Annotated in this window: 12 protein-coding genes; 5 read left to right on the plus strand and 7 right to left on the minus strand. The window is 73.7% G+C overall.

Translation table 11 applies throughout. The features are described from left to right. Positions 1–47: 47 nt before the first annotated feature. The 5 genes from A3IG_RS0119855 to A3IG_RS0119875 all read right to left on the minus strand — a co-directional run bounded on the left by A3IG_RS0119855 (position 48) and on the right by A3IG_RS0119875 (position 9,643). A complete protein-coding gene (locus tag A3IG_RS0119855; protein ID WP_018385338.1) occupies positions 48–968 on the minus strand; it encodes a hypothetical protein in 921 nt (306 codons plus the stop codon). A gap of 100 nt (positions 969–1,068) precedes the next feature. Then, the gene (locus A3IG_RS0119860) at positions 1,069–2,574 is read right to left on the minus strand and encodes a hypothetical protein (RefSeq protein WP_018385339.1); all 1,506 of its coding nucleotides are present in this window, start codon (positions 2,572–2,574) and stop codon (positions 1,069–1,071) included. A gap of 97 nt (positions 2,575–2,671) precedes the next feature. Further along, entirely contained in the window at positions 2,672–6,415 is a 3,744-nt protein-coding gene (locus A3IG_RS0119865) for a hydantoinase B/oxoprolinase family protein (protein WP_018385340.1), read from the minus strand. 56 nt (positions 6,416–6,471) lie between these two features. Beyond that, a complete protein-coding gene (locus A3IG_RS0119870; RefSeq protein ID WP_026220451.1) occupies positions 6,472–7,869 on the minus strand; it encodes a hypothetical protein in 1,398 nt (465 codons plus the stop codon). Between the two features lie 301 nt (positions 7,870–8,170). Continuing rightward, entirely contained in the window at positions 8,171–9,643 is a 1,473-nt protein-coding gene (locus A3IG_RS0119875) for a DNA-binding protein NsdB (RefSeq protein WP_018385342.1), read from the minus strand. A 341-nt stretch (positions 9,644–9,984) separates the two neighbouring features. On the opposite strand from A3IG_RS0119875, the gene A3IG_RS0119880 reads away from it, so the two are divergent. After that, positions 9,985–11,112 (plus strand): aminoglycoside phosphotransferase family protein, encoded by a 1,128-nt coding sequence (locus A3IG_RS0119880; protein WP_026220452.1) that lies wholly within the window; start codon positions 9,985–9,987, stop codon positions 11,110–11,112. Between the two features lie 43 nt (positions 11,113–11,155). Here A3IG_RS0119880 and A3IG_RS0119885 read toward each other — a convergent pair whose 3' ends face one another. After that, positions 11,156–11,656 (minus strand): hypothetical protein, encoded by a 501-nt coding sequence (locus tag A3IG_RS0119885; protein ID WP_026220453.1) that lies wholly within the window; start codon positions 11,654–11,656, stop codon positions 11,156–11,158. Positions 11,657–11,786: 130 nt separating this feature from the next. Then, positions 11,787–12,035, minus strand: coding sequence for a DUF397 domain-containing protein (locus A3IG_RS0119890; protein ID WP_018385345.1), 249 nt, complete (start codon positions 12,033–12,035; stop codon positions 11,787–11,789). Between the two features lie 271 nt (positions 12,036–12,306). On the opposite strand from A3IG_RS0119890, the gene A3IG_RS30565 reads away from it, so the two are divergent. From A3IG_RS30565 to A3IG_RS0119910, 4 genes are all read left to right on the plus strand, one after another. Beyond that, entirely contained in the window at positions 12,307–14,253 is a 1,947-nt protein-coding gene (locus tag A3IG_RS30565; RefSeq protein ID WP_078500720.1) for an ABC transporter ATP-binding protein, read from the plus strand. Positions 14,254–14,402: 149 nt separating this feature from the next. Beyond that, entirely contained in the window at positions 14,403–15,395 is a 993-nt protein-coding gene (dhaK, locus tag A3IG_RS0119900) for a dihydroxyacetone kinase subunit DhaK (RefSeq protein ID WP_018385347.1), read from the plus strand. 78 nt (positions 15,396–15,473) lie between these two features. Beyond that, positions 15,474–16,109, plus strand: coding sequence for a dihydroxyacetone kinase subunit DhaL (dhaL, locus tag A3IG_RS0119905; protein WP_026220454.1), 636 nt, complete (start codon positions 15,474–15,476; stop codon positions 16,107–16,109). Next, positions 16,106–16,531: a PTS-dependent dihydroxyacetone kinase phosphotransferase subunit DhaM gene (locus A3IG_RS0119910; RefSeq protein ID WP_018385349.1), complete on the plus strand. Its 426-nt coding sequence runs from the start codon at positions 16,106–16,108 to the stop codon at positions 16,529–16,531. The genes dhaL and A3IG_RS0119910 overlap by 4 nt, the downstream gene beginning before the upstream one ends. Positions 16,532–16,552 lie beyond the last annotated feature (21 nt).

Raw genomic sequence — 16,552 nt, forward strand, 5'->3', positions numbered from 1 at the left:
GCGGACGGGGGCCGGTGCCGGCCCCGACGGGTGGAGGTCGAATCAGGTCAGGTCAGGGAGTGGTACGGCAGGACGGCGCCGTCCGCCAGGTCCTCGTCCTGGTCGCCCGGCAGCAGCACCGGGGTGCCGTCGCTGATCGGAACCACCCCCAGGTCGAGGAGCTCGGCCATGGCCGCGCTCGACGCCAGGTCGCGGACCTGGAGCTGGTACCGGGCGGTGGTGCGGTACGTGCCGCCCGCCTCGTCCCCGGTCCGGTGCAGGAACCCGGAGTCGGCCAGGAAGGCCACGGCCTTGCCCACGATTCCCGTGGTGGAGCCGGAGAGCCTGCGGGCGTCCTTCGTCGCCCCGGTGGCGCTGCGCCGGGTGTACACCCGCCAGGCGGCTTCGAGGCCGGGGCTCTCCGACGCGGGATCGGTGTTCTCCCCGGCCTGTTCCGCCCTTTCCTGGAGGCGGCGGCACGCCTGCCGGACGAACGCGTCCACCCCGTGCACGCTGATCCGCCCGACGTAGCCGTCGTCGGCCAGGTCCTGGGGGCGGGGGAACGCGAGCGCGGCCACGGCCAGGTGGGCGAGCCCGTGCAGGAAGCGGTCCGTGGAGTCGGCGGCGGCACGGCGGGAGTAGTCCCCCAGGCGCACTCCGAACACCGAGTCCTCGGCGGCGGCCACCGCCATCCCCGCCCTAGTGGACACCTCGAGCACCACCAGTCCCAGGCCGGCGGCGACCGCGTCGACGAGCCGGGCGAAGGAGGGGTCCTCGCCGTGCCTGCGGATCAGCTCGGCGTACTGCGGGTCGCGGGCCGGCAGGAGCCGGGTGCGCAGGCCGAACGCCACCAGCCGGGCGGCGTCCGTCACGTCGGCGGGGGTGACCGGGGCCGGACCGCGGTCCTCGCGCCGCCGGTCGCCGCCGGGAACGTCGTCGTACCCCCCGCCCGGCGCGGGGGCGTAGGGCTCCGCTGGGGTGTCGGTCACGGTCGGGGTCCCTTCCTGCCGCCCGTCCGGGCGCGTGTCCAGCCGCTGACGCCGGGGCGTGCACGGCGCCCCGGGGTCCGTCCTTCCGGCCCGGGCGCGGTCATGACGCGCGCTCCGCGGCCATCCCGGTGACGTCGAGCAGCGCGGTTCCGACGATCAGGTCCGCCCCGCCGAACTCGGGGTCGTCCAGGGGCGTCCCGTCGTCCCTGGCGAACAACAGCCGCCGCTCGCCCTGCCGGTACGCGACCCCCACCGGAGGACTCGCCGCGTGCACGGCGAGCAGCGTCACCAGGTAGGGCAGCTCGGGGTCGAGGGTGCGGGCCTCGGTGAGCAGGCCGGAGAGCCGGCGCGGGGCGTCGGCCGGCAGGTCGAGCAGCCGCAGCGCGGTGTCCATCTGACGGGACGTGAACCGGCTGTCGTCCGGGGTGGCCACCAGCTCGGGCTCGGGCAGCTCGGCGCCCAGGTGGTCGCGCTCGAGCGGCGGGGAGAGCAGCAGCTCCACCAGGTCCGCGACGCGCACCGCGGCGGGGTTGCGCAACCCGGCGCCCCGGGCGAAGAAGGCGTCGGTGACCCGGGTCGCGTCGGCCACGGGCATCGGCAGCAACGGGGCCAGGAGCTGCCCGTACAGGTCGGTGCCGGCCCGGCCGGGCGGCGCGGCGAACGCCTGGCGGTCCTGCTCGGCCCGGAACAGGGGTCCGGCCTCCAGCAGCCGGGACTGGAGCTGGGTGTGCCGACGGATGCAGTCCTTGACGATGTCCACCAGCTCCGCGGCCCGCCGCTTGTGCTCGGCCTTCCTGGGGTCGTCGGCGTCCGCCTCGTCCCTGACCCGGCGGATGTTGGTCAGGATGGCGTTCTCGTGGCGGTACCGGTCGGCGACGTGCTCAAGCGCCTCGGCGATCAGGTCCGGCACGCGGTTCAGCCAGTCCACGGCGCGCACGTCTCGTCGCGTGGCCTCCAGGGCGCGGCGGAGCGACTCGGCGTACTGCACCGTGCGGTACCGCGCCTGTTCCGCGGCGAGCTGCGCGTCGGCGAGCCGTCCGCGCCCGATGAGCACCTCGAGCTTGACCTCGGCGGCGATCTGGGCGCTGGTGACGTCCGTGTCCAGCGCACCCACCAGCACGTTGACCGCCTCGTCGGTGGTGCGCAGGTAGACGCCGCCGTCGGGCCCGGGGACCTCCTCGATCAGCTTGAAGTCGTAGTCCCGGCGGACGTAGGCGCCGTCCGGTCCGAACGTCCCGTACACCGCGCGGAACCCGCGGTCCACGCTGCCGACGTTGATCAGATTCTCCAGCACCCAACGGGCGACCCGCTCGTGCTCCTCCGCGGGGCGCTCCGGCGCCTGGGCAGCGACCCGGGGCAGCAGCCGGCCGATCACCTGCTCGTGCTCCGCCCCCGTGTCGAAGTCCATGCTCAACGTCACCAGGTCGATCGCCGCCAACGCCACCTCCGCCATGGAGTACACCGCGTACTCCCCGGCCAGGTTCGCCTTGCGGGCGTCCAGGTCGTGCAACGGCGCGGTGCAGGCGAGCGCGCGCAGGCGGCGGGCGAGCCCCTCGTCCGCGGCGGGCCCGGGCGCTGGCCGGGAAACGGTGGCGGTCACCCGCACAGACTAGGGGCTGCCACGGACGCCTCCGTCCCGGTGGGGCGGTTCCCGGCCTGCCGGTACACGCGCCGCGGACCCTCCCGGAGGGGGTGACGCGCCGTCACGGGGCGTCGTCCTGAGGGGTCCCGAAGCCGCCGCCACCGGGGGTGTGCACGACCAGCACGTCGCCGGGGGCGACGTCCGTCACGTCGTTCCCGGCGAGTTCGGTGACCGTGCCGTCGGCGCGTTCGACGAGGTTCCTGCCCGGCGCGCCGGGCTCCCCGCCGGCCAGCCCGAACGGGGCCGTGCGGCGGTTGCCGGAGAGCAGCGCCACGGTCATCGGCTCCAGGAAGCGCAGCCGGCGCACCGCGCCGCGGCCCCCGTGCCACCGTCCGCGGCCCCCGCTGCCCTCCCGGACGGCGAAGCCGTCCACCCGGACCGGATAGCGCCACTCCAACACCTCGGGGTCGGTGAGCCGGGAGTTGGTCATGTGGGTCTGCACCACGTCGGCACCGTGGAACCCGTCACCCGCCCCCGAGCCGCTGGCGATGGTCTCGTAGTACTGGACCCGGTCGTTGCCGAAGGTGAGGTTGTTCATGGTCCCCGCCCCCTCGGCCTGCACACCGAGCGCCCCGTACAGGGCGCTGGTCACCGCCTGGGACGTCTCCACGTTCCCCGCCACGGTCGCCGCGGGGTACCGGGGCGCCAGCATGGAGCCCTCGGGGATGCTCACCTCCAGCGGTTTCAGGCAGCCGCTGTTGAGCGGGATGTCGTCGGCGACCAGGGTGCGGAAGACGTAGAGCACGGCGGCCATCACCACGGACGTCGGCGCGTTGACGTTGCCGGGCTGCTGGGGCGAGGTGCCGGTGAAGTCCAGCACCGCGCTGCGGCTGTCCCGGTCCACCCGCAGCACGACCTGGATCAGCGCGCCGCTGTCGGTGCGGTAGCGGTAGGCGCCGTCGGAGAGGTCGGCGACGATCCGGCGGACCGACTCCTCGGCGTTGTCCTGGACGTGCCGCATGTACGCCTGCACCGCGTCGAGGCCGAACTGGGCGATCATCCGTCGCAGTTCGCTGATCCCCTTCTCGTTGGCGGCGATCTGCGCCCGCAGGTCGGCGAGGTTGGCGTCCGGGTCCCGGGAGGGGTACGGGGCCGAGGTGAGCAGCTCCAGGGTCTCGGCCTCCCGCAGCCTGCCGTCCCTGACCAGCAGCCAGTTGTCGAACAGCACCCCTTCCTCGTGCACGGTGCGGCTGAACGCGGGCATGGAGCCCGGGGTGAGGCCGCCGATCTCGGCATGGTGGCCGCGGGACGCGACGAGGAACAGCAGCCGTGGCCGGGCGCCGTCCCCGCCGACCGGCCCTCCGCCGCCCGGCGGTGCGTCGGTGGGCCCGGGCTCCGCGGGGGACTCCTCGTCGAAGACCGGGGTGACCACGGTGACGTCCGGCAGGTGGGTGCCGCCGTGGTACGGGTCGTTGATGGCGTACACGTCGCCGGGCCGCATCGTCCCCGCGTTGCGGCGCAGCACCTCCTTGATGGACTCCCCCATGGACCCGAGGTGGACCGGGATGTGCGGGGCGTTGGCGATCAGGTTGCCCTCGGGGTCGAACAGCGCGCAGGAGAAGTCGAGCCGCTCCTTGATGTTGACCGAGTGCGCGGTGTTCTCCAGGCGCACCCCCATCTGCTCGGCGATGGCCATGAAGAGGTTGTTGAAGACCTCGAGGAGCACCGGGTCCACCTCGGTGCCCACCGCGACGCGGCGCGGCCGGGGCCTGACCCGGGTCAGCAGCAGGTGCCCGTGGTCCCCCACGGCGGCCTGCCAGTCCGGTTCCACCACGGTGGTGGCGTCGTCCTCGGTGACGATCGCCGGCCCCGCGACGGCGTCCCCGGGCCTCAGGTCGTCCCGCCGGTACAGCAGCGTCTCCTGCCACCGGCCCCCGGCGAACATCCGCGCGGTCGCCACCGGTTCCAGCATCCCGGTCCTGGCGGAGGGCGTCGCGGCCGGCCGGTGGGCCGAGCCGGAGGAGCCGACGGCCTCCACCGAGACGGCCTCGACCACCAGCGGCTTGTCCATGGCGAACGCGTACCGGGTGCGGTGCGCCCGTTCGAAGGCCGCGGTCAGCGCGGCGACGACGTCCGGGTCCGACGCGGCGGCCCCGGGCGGGGCGGCGTCCTGGTCGGCACGGGACGGCTCGTTCGGGAACGGGACGGCGAGGCTGGAGTCGGTGCCGGCGTAGCGCAGGTGCACCCGGGTGGTGGTGGTCACCGTCCCGTCGGGTACGCCGTCCGCGCGCAGCTCGGCCCTGGTCCGCTCGGCGAGCCGGGCGCGGGTCCCCCGCACCCGGGGCATGCTCTCCGCGCTGAGCTCGGCCTCCACGGACTGTTCGCGGATGGCCGTGGCGTCGGCCACCCCGATGCCGTACGCGGACAGCACACCGGCCAGCGGCGGGACGATCACGGTCTCGACACCGAGCGCGTCCGCGACCGCGCAGGCGTGCTGGCCCCCGGCACCGCCGAAGCTGGTGAGCGCGTAGCGGGTGACGTCGTGGCCGCGCTGGACGGAGATCTTCTTGACCGCGTTCGCCATGTTGAGCACGGCGATGTCCAGGAAGCCGGCGGCGACCTCCTCGGGGGTGCGCCGGTCACCGGTGGCCGCGGCGATCTCCTCGGCGAGCCGTTGGAACCTCACCCGCACGGTGTCCGCGTCCAGTGGCTGGTTCGCCTCCGGGCCGAACACCGCCGGGAAGTGGTCGGGCTGCACCCTGCCGAGCATCACGTTGGCGTCGGTGACGGTGAGCGGGCCGCCCCTGCGGTAGCAGGCGGGCCCCGGCACCGCCCCCGCGGAGTCCGGGCCCACCCGGTAGCGCTGGCCGTCGAAGTGCAGGACGGACCCGCCGCCCGCGGCCACCGTGTCGATGTTCATCATCGGTGCCCGCATGCGGACCCCGGCCACCTGGGTGCCGAAGACCCGCTCGAACTCCCCGGCGTAGTGCGAGACGTCGGTGGAGGTGCCCCCCATGTCGAACCCGATCACCCGGTCGAACCCGGCCAGGGCGGAGGTGCGGGCCATGCCGACCACGCCACCGGCCGGTCCGGAGAGCACCGCGTCCTTGCCCCGGAAGTGCGCGGCCTCCCGCAGCCCCCCGTTGGACTGCATGAACATCAGCCGGACGCCCCGCAGCTCCTTCGCCACCTGCTCGACGTAGCGGCGCAGGATCGGCGAGAGGTAGGCGTCCACCACCGTGGTGTCCCCGCGGGAGACCAGTTTCATCAGCGGGCTGACCTCGTGGGAGCAGCTCACCTGGGTGAACCCCAGCTCGCGGGCGACGGCCGCGACAGCGAGTTCGTGTTCGGGGTGGCGGTAGCCGTGCATGAAGACCACGGCGGCGCTGCGCAGCCCGTCGGCGTGCGCGGAGCGCAGGGCCTCGGTGGCGGCGGCCAGGTCGAGGGGCCGGACGACCCCGGAGTGCGCGTCCATCCGCTCGGGCACCTCGATGACCCGGTCGTACAGGACGTGTGGCAGGACGATGTGCCGGTCGAACAGCCGGGGGCGGTTCTGGTAGGCGATCCGCAGGGCGTCCCGGAACCCCTCGGTGGTCACCAGGACGGTGGGGTCGCCCCTGCGCTCGAGCAGCGCGTTGGTGGCGACCGTGGTCCCCATCTTGACGATGTCGATCCGCTCGGTGGGGATCAGCTCGTCGGGGGCGAGACCGAGCATCCGGCGGATTCCGGTGACGGCGGCGTCCTGGTACTGGTCGGGGTTGTGCGAGAGCAGCTTGCCGGTGATCAGCCGGCCGTCGGGTCGGCGGCCCACCACGTCGGTGAAGGTGCCGCCGCGGTCGATCCAGAACTCCCAGCGCCCAGTCATGCGGGCATTGTCCCAAAGCCGACCCGGCCCCGGCCCCGAAGAGTGCACACGCGGGGTCAGTTCGCCCTGAGCCGGCCCCGGACGGCGGTCTGCACCTCTGCCTCCTCCGCCGGGTCGGCGGCGAGCCTGCGCAGTCGGGCCAGCACCCGGACGTCACCGATGGCGGCGTGTCTCGCGGCCAGTTCCCGGGTGTTCTCCTCACAGTCCCAGAGGCACTCCACCGCGAACCCCTCGGGGAACGACGGGTCACACGCAGAGAGCGCGTGGGCGACGGTGCCCCGCAGGTGGGAGGAGGAGGTCTCGCGGTAGACGTGGCGCAGCAGCGGGGCGGCGCAGGGCACGGGGAACCTGGCGACGCCCTCCACCAGGGCGGCCAGGCCCGGGCCGTCGGGGCCCTCGCACCGGACCTGGCGGCGCAGGGCGGCCAGCACCGCCGGGGCGTCGCGCTCGCTCCCGGCGCAGGCGAGCATCCGGGCGGCTGCCAGGCCGAGGGAGTCGTCGCGGACGCACCACGCCCTGGCCCGTTGCAGGGCCTCGTCGGTGCGCATCCGCTGGAAGACCTCGAGGGCGACGTGGGACACCCGGGGCAGCGGGTCGGCGGCGGCGCACTCGACGAGGGCGAGCGCCGCGGGGTCGTGGCGGTCGACGAGGTGGCGCAGGGCCGCGGCGCGGGCGGCCTCCGGGCCCCGGCGGGCGGCGAGCAGGAGTTCCGGGCGGTCCTGCGGGGTGGCGACCACGGCCAGGCAGCGCGCGGCGGGCGCGTCGCGGTGTTCGGCCGGGTGGGCGTCGAGGCCGGCCTGGGCCCAGGCGAGCACCTCCGTCACGCTCCAGCCCGGGGTGGGGCCGCTGGGCCGTAGCTGGCGTTGCCAGCGGCTGAAACTGGCCTGTTCCTGGGCGGCGCGGACCCGGGGGTGGTCCAGGGCCCACAGCCGCCAGGGCCTCGGCTCGTACGCCTCGGTGACCGCACGGCACAGCGCGGCGTCGCCGTCGCGGTCGCCGGGGAACCTGGCCAGTACGGCGGGACCGAGTGCCCGCAACCCCTCGTCGTCGTCCCGCAGGGCGAGCTCGTCCAGGGCCCAGGCCCAGTTGGCGCCCACGGCGGCGTACCCGCGCAGCAGGTCCCGGGCGTCCCGCCGGCCGTAGCCTGTGAGGTGGCCGAGGACGGACAGCGCGAGGCCGGTGCGCTGCTCGTCGTCGTCCAGGGAGTCGTCGGGGTGGAAGAGGTGGTGCTCGATCCCGTCCAGTTCGCCCTCGAGCTCGCTGTACAACCGGGCGTAGTACAGGGAGCGCGACTCCACGCGCCAGTCCCGGCGGGGGTCGCGCAGGACGCAACTCTCCAACGCGGCGAGCGCGTCGGCCCGCCGCGCCGCGAGGGCGTGCAGGGTCCCGTCCCCTCGGCCTCTTTGCAGAAGACCGAGAAGGGACCCGCTGGGCGCTATGTCTGGGTCGAACATGAGGTCAGCATCCGGTGTCAGGTTGCGCGGTGGCAACGGGATTTTCCCTGCCCTTGACCGGCATCCTTAACCCTGGCAGGGGAAACATCGCTTGATCCACGCCAGACGGGACCCCGTTGCGGGCCGTCCGGACACAGTCAGGTGCCGTCGAGAGACGCAGCGTACCGGGTGGACCCCCACCTTTCAGCCTTACGCCCGAAACACACGATAAGTCCATGAACGTCCCGCAAGGGCCACCCCCACGGTGGACGGTGGAGCCTCACGGACCGTCCACCGGATCCGCGGCAGGCCCGGGTGACGACTACACCCGCGCCCCGCGGCCGGGCCCGCTCGGCATCACCTCTTTGATCTCCGCACGGAGCTGCCGGATGTCCGCCTGGTCGGCGTACGCGGCGCTGAGCCGGTACATCTCACGGAGCCGGTCCCAGGTGCGGTGGGAGGAGGTCTCCCCGATGCTGAGCAGTGCCAGCCGGGCGTAGCGGTCGGCCTGGTCGGGGTCGTCACCGAGGAAGCAGGCCGACGCCATGGAGATGTAGTCGAAGATCATCGACCGTTGCCGGCCCTCGGTGCGCAGGTGGATGGCCTTCTTCGCGTGGGCCTTGGCGGGCTCCGCGGCGGCCGGTTCGTGCTCGGCCAGCGACCGGTACGCCAGGGCCTGCATGCCGTGGAGGTCGGCCTCGTCGAAGAGCTGCATCCAGCCCGGTTGCGGCCCGTCGTCCCGGTCGGAGACGAACAGCTCCTCTGCCTCGCCGAGGGTGCGCCGCACGTCCTGACCCCGCCCCATGCAGGCCAGCGCCCAGGCCTCGACGGTCCGCAGCATGGCGCGGGTGCGGGGCAACGCCTCCTCACCCGACCCCACGGCGGCGAGCCGCATCAGGTCCAGGGCGTCGCCCGGCCGTCCGAGGTGCACCATCTGCCGGGCCGCCCGGGACATCGCCTCACCGGCGCGCGGACGGTCCCCGCCCTCCCGGGCGGCGTGCACCGCGATCACGAAGTACTTCTGCGCGGTGGACTCCAGGCCCACGTCGTGCGACATCCAGCCGGCGAGCGCGGAGAGGTTGGCGGCGACGCCCCAGAGCCTGCGGTTGAGGTGCTCCGGGTGCCGGTAGGAGAGCATCCCGCCCACCTCATTGAGCTGGCCGACGACCGCCTTCCGCTGGAGTCCGCCACCGCGGTGGGCGTCCCAGGCCCGGAAGACCTCGACGGATCTCTCCAGCGCCGCGACCTCCTCCACGCCCACCGGCGCGGCCTCGTAGCGGTCCGCGGAGGCCGGGTCCACGGAGGGCGGGGAGCCGAAGGGGGCCGCGGAACGGCTCGCGGCCACCGCCGGATCGCCGAGCAGCCAGTCGTGCATGGCACCGGTGAGTGCTGATCCTGCGGCGAGCGCCGCACCCGCGCCCACCACACCGCGTCGGTTGAGCATGAGGTCCATTCCCGTGAATTCGGTGAGGACCGTCGCGGTTCGCTCGGGCGGCCAGAGCAGGGAGTCACCGAGCAGGTGTCCTCCCGTGCGCCGCCGCCCCTCGAAACCGAGGTCCTCAGTGGTCACGACACGACCGAGGCGCTCGGTGAACAAGGTGGCCAACACCTTCGGCACGGGATCGCGCGGGGTCTCGCCCGTGGTGATCCAACGGCGCACCCGCGAGGTGTCGGTCGCCAACTGGGGATGACCCATCAGGGCCGCCCTCCGGTTGACGAGCCGGGCCAGTTCGCCCTTGGACCATCCGGTGAGCCCGAACAGGTCCGCGAGTCGGGTGTTGGGTTCCTTGCCCACGTTCCAGCCCCCAGGTTTCCTCGGCGTCTCGAGGCTAGTGGCGCGGATCGACCCGCTGCGAGCATTCGCCAGCCTTCGCCAGGGCCCGCCAGATGGTGTGCCACGCGCTGGGGGCGGTGCAGTAGGAACGCGCCACCCCGTTCCCCCGGCCGGGGGTGCGGGGCGCGGACGGTGGGGTGTCGCGCCGGACGACCGCATTCCCCAGGGTGCGGTCCCGCCGGGCGGACGGCCGTCCGTGCCGCCCCGCCCCCGGCCGCCCACGTGCGGGGCGGCACGCCAGTGGTCCGCCGGCCCCCCGCCGGCCGCTCCGTCAGGCCAGGAAGGGAAGCACCTCCCCCATCATGTATCCAAGCCCGTCCTCAGTGTCCGTCCAGTCCCGGCCCCGCCAGAACCGGGCCGGCGTCGCCCCGCCCCCGGCGGGCCCCGGTCGCCGTTCCCCCGACCCCGGGGCCCTGCAGGTCGAGGGGGTGACCGGATCACGCCCGGCACCGGGCCGACCACGACCTGCCCCGGGCACCGGCAGCAGGATCGACCTGACCGGTGCGCACGGCGTGCGGCTGCGAGCCGCGATCGGCTCGGTGCAGCGGATATCGCCGGGGTTCGTCCCGACGCACCTGGTGCGACGCAACAGTCACACCGTCCTGCTCGCTGGCACGGTCGGCCGGTTGCCGGTGGTCGCGAAGTGCCTGCTCGACCACTCCCCCGCCTGGACCGAGAGGTTCCGGCGGGAGATCGTCGCCTACCGGGGGTTCGTCCGGCACCGCCCCCCGGCCCGGTTACCCCGGCTGGTGGCGGCCGATCCACAGAGCTGCGCGCTGGTGCTGGAACGGGTGCCCGGGCGGCCGGCGGCGGCCCTGCGCCACCCGGCGTCCCCCCCGCCGCGCGCCGACATCCGGGCCGCCATCGGCGCCTTCTGCCGGCTCAACCTGTGGCGCCCGCCGACCGGCGTCTTCGACTCGCCGCTGGACTACGTCGGGGAGATCACACGCTTCCACGACCTCGGGCTGTTCACCGACCGGGACGTGAGCGACCTGAAGCAACTGCTGCGCGGCCTCACCCACGCCCCCGGGCAGTTCTGTCACGGCAACGCCTCGCTGTCGCACGTGCTGCTGTCGCCCTCCGGGCCCACCCTGCTGGACTGGCAGCGCGCCGGCTGGTACCTGCCCGGGTACGACCTGGCGGTCCTGTGGTCGGTGCTGGGTGACGAGCCGCTGGCGCGGCGCCAACTCAGCCAACTCGCCCAGTCCCAGGGGACGACGTGGCGGGACGCCTTCCTGGTGAACCTGATGCTGGTGCTCACCCGGGAGATCCGCACCCACGAGACCGCGGTCCAGCGCTCCGCGTACGGCGCGGACTGCTCCCCCTCGACCCTCGCGGCCAACGAGGCCCGTCGGTTGGTGCTGCGCCGCCTGCACGACGACTGCCACGTGGCACGTCGGGCGGTGCGTGCGGCCGTCAGCACCCGCTGAGGCACGCCCCGACCGCCACGTCCGGCGCCGTGGCGGTCGGGGGTCAGCCCTGCTGGAACATCTCCGCGGGCAGTGGCTTGAGTAGTTGGTACAGGTCGTCGGTGATCGGCCGGTCCCAGGTGGCGATGGTGACCTGGACGCCGTCGTCGCGGTCGAACTGGACGCAGGCGACCCGACTCTCCGAGACCTTGATCCGGCGCACGATCAGCAGGTTGTCGCCGTGCATCACCGGGGTGTCCTCGCGCTCCACCTCGTGCACCGGCTCCTCGTTCTCCAGGGCCGCGAGGAGCTGCGTCACCTCGAACGGCGCCGCACCGGGGCCCACTTCCCGTGCCGGGGACCCCTGGGGGAGGTTGCCGATGAGCATTGCCGGGCCCCGCCCGCCGTACAGGTCGTAGCGCAGGAAGATGCCCTGGCAGCTTCCGTCGGGGCCGGCGAGCAGCGCCGCCCCCAGGCTGCCGGGCCAGTCCCCGGGGTCCATGGCGAGCACGTCGAAGTCAGGGCCCGTGGGGGTGTTCGGGGAGCGGCGGCGCAGGAACGACATGGCGCCATCGTACGTGGCCGAACCGCCTGCCCCGGCCCGGCGTCCCCCGTGGTCCGGCACCGTGGACGGCCGGTCCTGGCCGGGTGTCACGGTGCCCGTGCTCGGGCCCACCCGGGGCGCTCAGGTCAGATCAGGTCAGGTCGAACTCGCCGTCGCGGGCGCCGAGGACGAAGGCGCGCCACTCGGCCGGGGTGAAGATCAGCGCCGGGCCGTCGGGGTTCCTGCCGTCCCGCATCGCGATGTAGCCCTCGACGAACGCGATCTGCACGTCGCCGACCCCCTGGGTGCTGGACAGCCATTCGGCACCGGACAGGTCCAGCTTGGGCTTCTTGCCCTGACCCTCGCCGGCGGCCGGCTGCTCGGTCATGCTCTCCGCCACGTGTGTCTCCTCCCGAGGTGGTGGGGTCACCAGACTAGCGATCTCCCAGCACCCGGACAGCCGCTCTTCCCGGTCAATCACCCCTGGAACAAAGGGGCGTGGGGGTGGAGCGGGGACGTGCGGACGGCGGGCCGCCGCCGGGCGCCGGGCCGGGTGGGAGCCGGGGACCCCACTCGGGGCGCGGCAACGGAACCGGCTTGACCTCAAGCAACCTTGAGGTTCTATCGTCCTGGCATCGGACGTCGTTGTTGGTCGCCCTGGGAGGCCGCTGATGGACATGGAAATGACCGCCTGGTCGTCGTTGCACCGCACCGCGACCGCGCAGGCGGACCGCCGGCCGTTCTCCCGGCAGACGTTGCGCAGGATCGGCGGCTTCGCCCGCCCGCACCGGCGCAGACTCACCTGGTTCCTGTTGCTGAGCGTGGTGACGGCGGCCCTGGCCGTGGCGACGCCCGTGCTCGCCGGGCAGGTGGTGGACACCATCGTCGAGGGCGGGTCCTCCGACACGGTGATCCGGCTGGCGACGGTGATCGCGGTGATCGCGGTGGCCGAGGCCGGGCTGAACCTGGTGGCCCGCTGGTTGTCCGCGACCATCGGGGAAGGACTGATCCTGCACCTGCGCACTGCCGTCTTCGACCACGTGCAGCGCATGCCGGTGGCGTTCTTCACCCGCACCCGCACCGGCGCGCTGGTGAGCCGGTTGAACAACGACGTGATCGGTGCCCAGCGCGCGTTCAGTGACACCCTCTCCGGAGTGGTCGGCAACCTGGTGACCCTGGTGCTCACGCTCGCCGTGATGGTCCGCCTCTCCTGGCAGATCACCCTGCTGGCCCTGGTGCTGCTCCCGGTGTTCGTGCTCCCCGCACGGCGGATGGGTGGCCGGCTGGCCCGGCTGCGGCGGGAGGCGGCGAACCACAACGCGGCCATGACCACGCAGATGACCGAACGGTTCTCCGCCCCGGGCGCCACCCTGGTCAAGCTGTTCGGTCGGCCGGCGAACGAGTCCGCGGAGTTCGCCGCCCGGGCACGGCGGGTGCGGGACATCGGGGTGCGCACCGCGATGGTCCAGTTCGTCTTCGTCACCGCGCTGACCCTGGTCTCCGCCCTGGCGCTGGCCCTGGTCTACGGGCTCGGCGGGTACCACGCGCTGCGCGGCAGCCTGGACCCGGGCGCGGTGGTCGCCCTGGCGCTGCTGCTCACCCGGCTCTACGCCCCGCTGACCGCGCTGGCCTCGGCGCGGGTCGAGGTGATGAGCGCGCTGGTGAGCTTCGAGCGGGTCTTCGAGGTGTTGGACCTCGAACCGCTGATCAGCGAGCGGCCGGACGCCCGTCCGGTTCCCGAGGGCCCGGCCTCGGTGGAGTTCGACGACGTCCACTTCGCCTACCCGTCGGCGGACAAGGTGTCCCTGGCCTCCCTGGAGGAGGTGGCGAACCTCGACACCCGCGGCGGCGAGGAGGTGCTGCACGGGGTGTCGTTCCGGGCCGAGCCGGGCCAGATGGTGGCGCTGGTGGGCTCCTCCGGCGCCGGCAAGTCCACCACGGCGCAGTTGCTGCCGCGGCTGTACGACGTGGACGCCGGCGCGGTGCGGATCTCCGGGGTGGACGTGCGGGACCTGACCACCGACTCGCTCCGGGAGACCATCGGCATGGTCACCCAGGACGGGCACCTGTTCCACGAGTCCGTCCGGGCCAACCTCACCCTGGCCCGCCCCGGTGCCACCGAGGAGGAGCTCTGGGACGCGTTGCGCCGGGCCCGCCTCGACGAGCTGGTCGCCTCGCTGCCCGACGGGCTCGACACGGTGGTCGGCGAGCGCGGCTACCGCCTCTCCGGTGGGGAACGGCAGCGGCTCACCATCGCCCGGTTGCTGCTCGCCCGGCCCCAGGTGGTGATCCTCGACGAGGCCACCGCCCACCTGGACTCCACCTCGGAGGCCGCGGTGCAGGAGGCGCTGGGCGAGGCGCTCGCCGGGCGCACCGCGGTGGTGATCGCGCACCGGCTGTCCACGGTGCGCTCGGCGGACCTCATCCTGGTGATCGAGGACGGCCGGGTGGTGGAACGTGGCACCCATGCCGAACTGCTCGCCTCCGGGGCGCGGTACCAGGAGCTCTACCGGACCCAGTTCGACCAGTCCGCCGACGCCCCGCAGCGGTCCGACGGCCCCGAAGGGACGCCCCGGAAGGAGCCGGCCGGCTTCGGCGGACACGGTCCCTCGGCATAGCGGGCACGGGCGGGGGGAGGGTGTCACTGACTCGACGTCAGTTGTCCTGCACCTGTCCTCCTCATCGTCGGCGCGGCGCCACGACACCCGCATTGACCTGCGATGACCCCGGGTATGACGGGAGGTGCTAGGCTCGCCCGGAGGTAGCGATGAAGATGCTGATCAACGTCCCCGAGACCGTCGTCTCCGACGCGCTGCGCGGGTTGGCCGCTGCCCATCCCGAGCTGACGGTGGACGTGCAGAACCGGTTGGTGGTGCGTCGGGACGCACCGGTGGCGGACAAGGTGGGCGTGGTCTCCGGCGGCGGGTCCGGGCACGAGCCGCTGCACGGCGGGTACGTGGGCATGGGCATGTTGGACGCGGCCTGCCCCGGGGAGGTCTTCACCTCGCCGGTTCCCGACCAGATGGCCAGGGCGACCGCCGCGGTGCACAGCGGGGCCGGGGTGCTGCACATCGTGAAGAACTACACCGGCGACGTCCTGAACTTCAAGCTCGCCGCCGAGCTCGCCGAGGACGAGGGGATCGACGTCCGGCAGGTGCTGGTGGACGACGACGTGGCGGTGACGGACAGCACCCACACCGCGGGGCGGCGCGGCACCGGCGCCACCCTGTTCGTGGAGAAGGTCGCGGGGGCCCTGGCCGAGGCCGGGGCCCCGCTGGACCGGGTGGCGGCGACGGCCAGGAAGGTCAACGAGTGCTCGCGCAGCTTCGGTGTGGCGCTGAGCGCATGCACCACGCCGGCCAAGGGCAGCCCCACCTTCGACCTGCCGCCCGGGGAGCTGGAACTCGGGGTCGGCATCCACGGCGAACCCGGCCGGGAGCGGCGCGGGATGATGACCGCCCAGGAGATCGCCGACGTGGCGCTGGACGCCATCCTGGAGGACCTGCCACCGGGCGGACCGGTGCTGTTGTTGGTCAACGGGATGGGCGGCACCCCGTTGCTCGAACTGTACGGGTTCAGCTCGCACGTGCAGCGCATCCTGGGCCAGCGGCACGTCGGTGTGGCCCGCACCCTGGTGGGCAACTATGTGACGTCCCTCGACATGGCCGGCGCCTCGGTGACTCTGTGCCGCGCCGACGAGGAACTGCTCCGGCTGTGGGACGCCCCGGTGCGGACCCCCGGCCTGCGATGGGGCTGCTGACCCGGTGACCGGGACGGCGCACGGCGGACGACGACCGGTTGCCCCGGCCGTCGGGTGACAAGGAGTGCGATGGAAGCGGTGCTCGATGCCGCGTTCTTCCGGCGGTGGCTGACCAGGGTCACCGCGGTGGTGGAGCGTGAGGCGACGGCCCTGACCGAACTGGACTCGGCGATCGGCGACGCCGACCACGGCAGCAACATGCGCCGTGGTTTCGACGCCGCCTCGGCGGCGGTGGACAGCGAACCGCCGGACACGCCGGGCGGGGTGCTGACAGCGGTGGGTCGTCAGCTCATAAGCAAGGTCGGTGGTGCCTCGGGGCCGCTGTACGGGACGGCACTGCGCCGGGCGGGCCGGGCCCTGGGCGGGGAACCACGGGTCAGTGCGGAGCAGTTGCGGGACGCGCTCGGCGCCGCGGTGGACGGCGTCCGCGACCTCGGCGGCGCGGCGGTGGGCGACAAGACCATGCTGGACGCGCTGGTCCCGGCGGTCGAGGCGTACGGCGCGGCGTTGGAGCGCGGCGCCGACCTGGCAGGGGCGCTGGACGCGGCAGCCGCCGCGGCCCGGGACGGGGCGGAGGCCACCATCGGGCTCCGGGCCCGCAAGGGCAGGGCCAGCTACCTCGGAGAACGCAGTGTCGGGCATCAGGATCCGGGAGCGACCTCGACCTCACTGCTGGTCGCCGCGCTCGCCGATACAGCCAGGGAGGCTTCATGAGGGACCGGTTGACCAGCGAGCGGCCCCTGGTCGGGGTGGTGCTGGTGTCACACAGCCGGGAGGTGGCGGCGAGTACCGCGGCCATGGCCACGGGGCTCGTCGGGAAGGACCCCGTGGCCCCGATCGCGGCGGCGGGCGGCACCGAGGACGGTGGTCTCGGCACCAGCGCGCTCGCCGTGCTCGAGGCGGCGCGCCAGGTGGACCGGGGTGCCGGGGTGGTGGTCCTCGCCGACCTCGGCAGCGCGGTGCTCACGATCAAGGCGCTGCTCGCTGAGGAGGACGACCTGCCGGAACGCACGGTGCTCGCGGACGCCCCGTTCGTCGAGGGGGCGGTGGGGGCGCTGGTCACCGCGTCGGCGGGGGCGCCGCTACAGGCCGTGGTCACCGCGGCCGAGGAGGCGCACCAGTACCGGAAGGTGTGACCGGGACGACGGCCACCACGG

The sequence above is a fragment of the Wenjunlia vitaminophila DSM 41686 genome (genome assembly GCF_000380165.1).
In the GTDB taxonomy this organism is placed as follows: Bacteria; Actinomycetota; Actinomycetes; order Streptomycetales; family Streptomycetaceae; genus Wenjunlia; species Wenjunlia vitaminophila.

Excerpts from the sequence above, each read along its gene's own strand:
- A3IG_RS0119870 (WP_026220451.1), bottom strand. The coding sequence starts at position 7,869 with ATGTTCGACCCAGACATAGCGCCCAGCGGGTCCCTTCTCGGTCTTCTG.
- A3IG_RS30565 (WP_078500720.1), top strand. The coding sequence starts at position 12,307 with ATGGACATGGAAATGACCGCCTGGTCGTCGTTGCACCGCACCGCGACC.
- A3IG_RS0119885 (WP_026220453.1), bottom strand. The coding sequence starts at position 11,656 with ATGTCGTTCCTGCGCCGCCGCTCCCCGAACACCCCCACGGGCCCTGAC.
- A3IG_RS0119880 (WP_026220452.1), top strand. The coding sequence starts at position 9,985 with ATGTATCCAAGCCCGTCCTCAGTGTCCGTCCAGTCCCGGCCCCGCCAG.
- dhaK (WP_018385347.1), top strand. The coding sequence starts at position 14,403 with ATGAAGATGCTGATCAACGTCCCCGAGACCGTCGTCTCCGACGCGCTG.
- A3IG_RS0119910 (WP_018385349.1), top strand. The coding sequence starts at position 16,106 with ATGAGGGACCGGTTGACCAGCGAGCGGCCCCTGGTCGGGGTGGTGCTG.
- A3IG_RS0119865 (WP_018385340.1), bottom strand. The coding sequence starts at position 6,415 with ATGACTGGGCGCTGGGAGTTCTGGATCGACCGCGGCGGCACCTTCACC.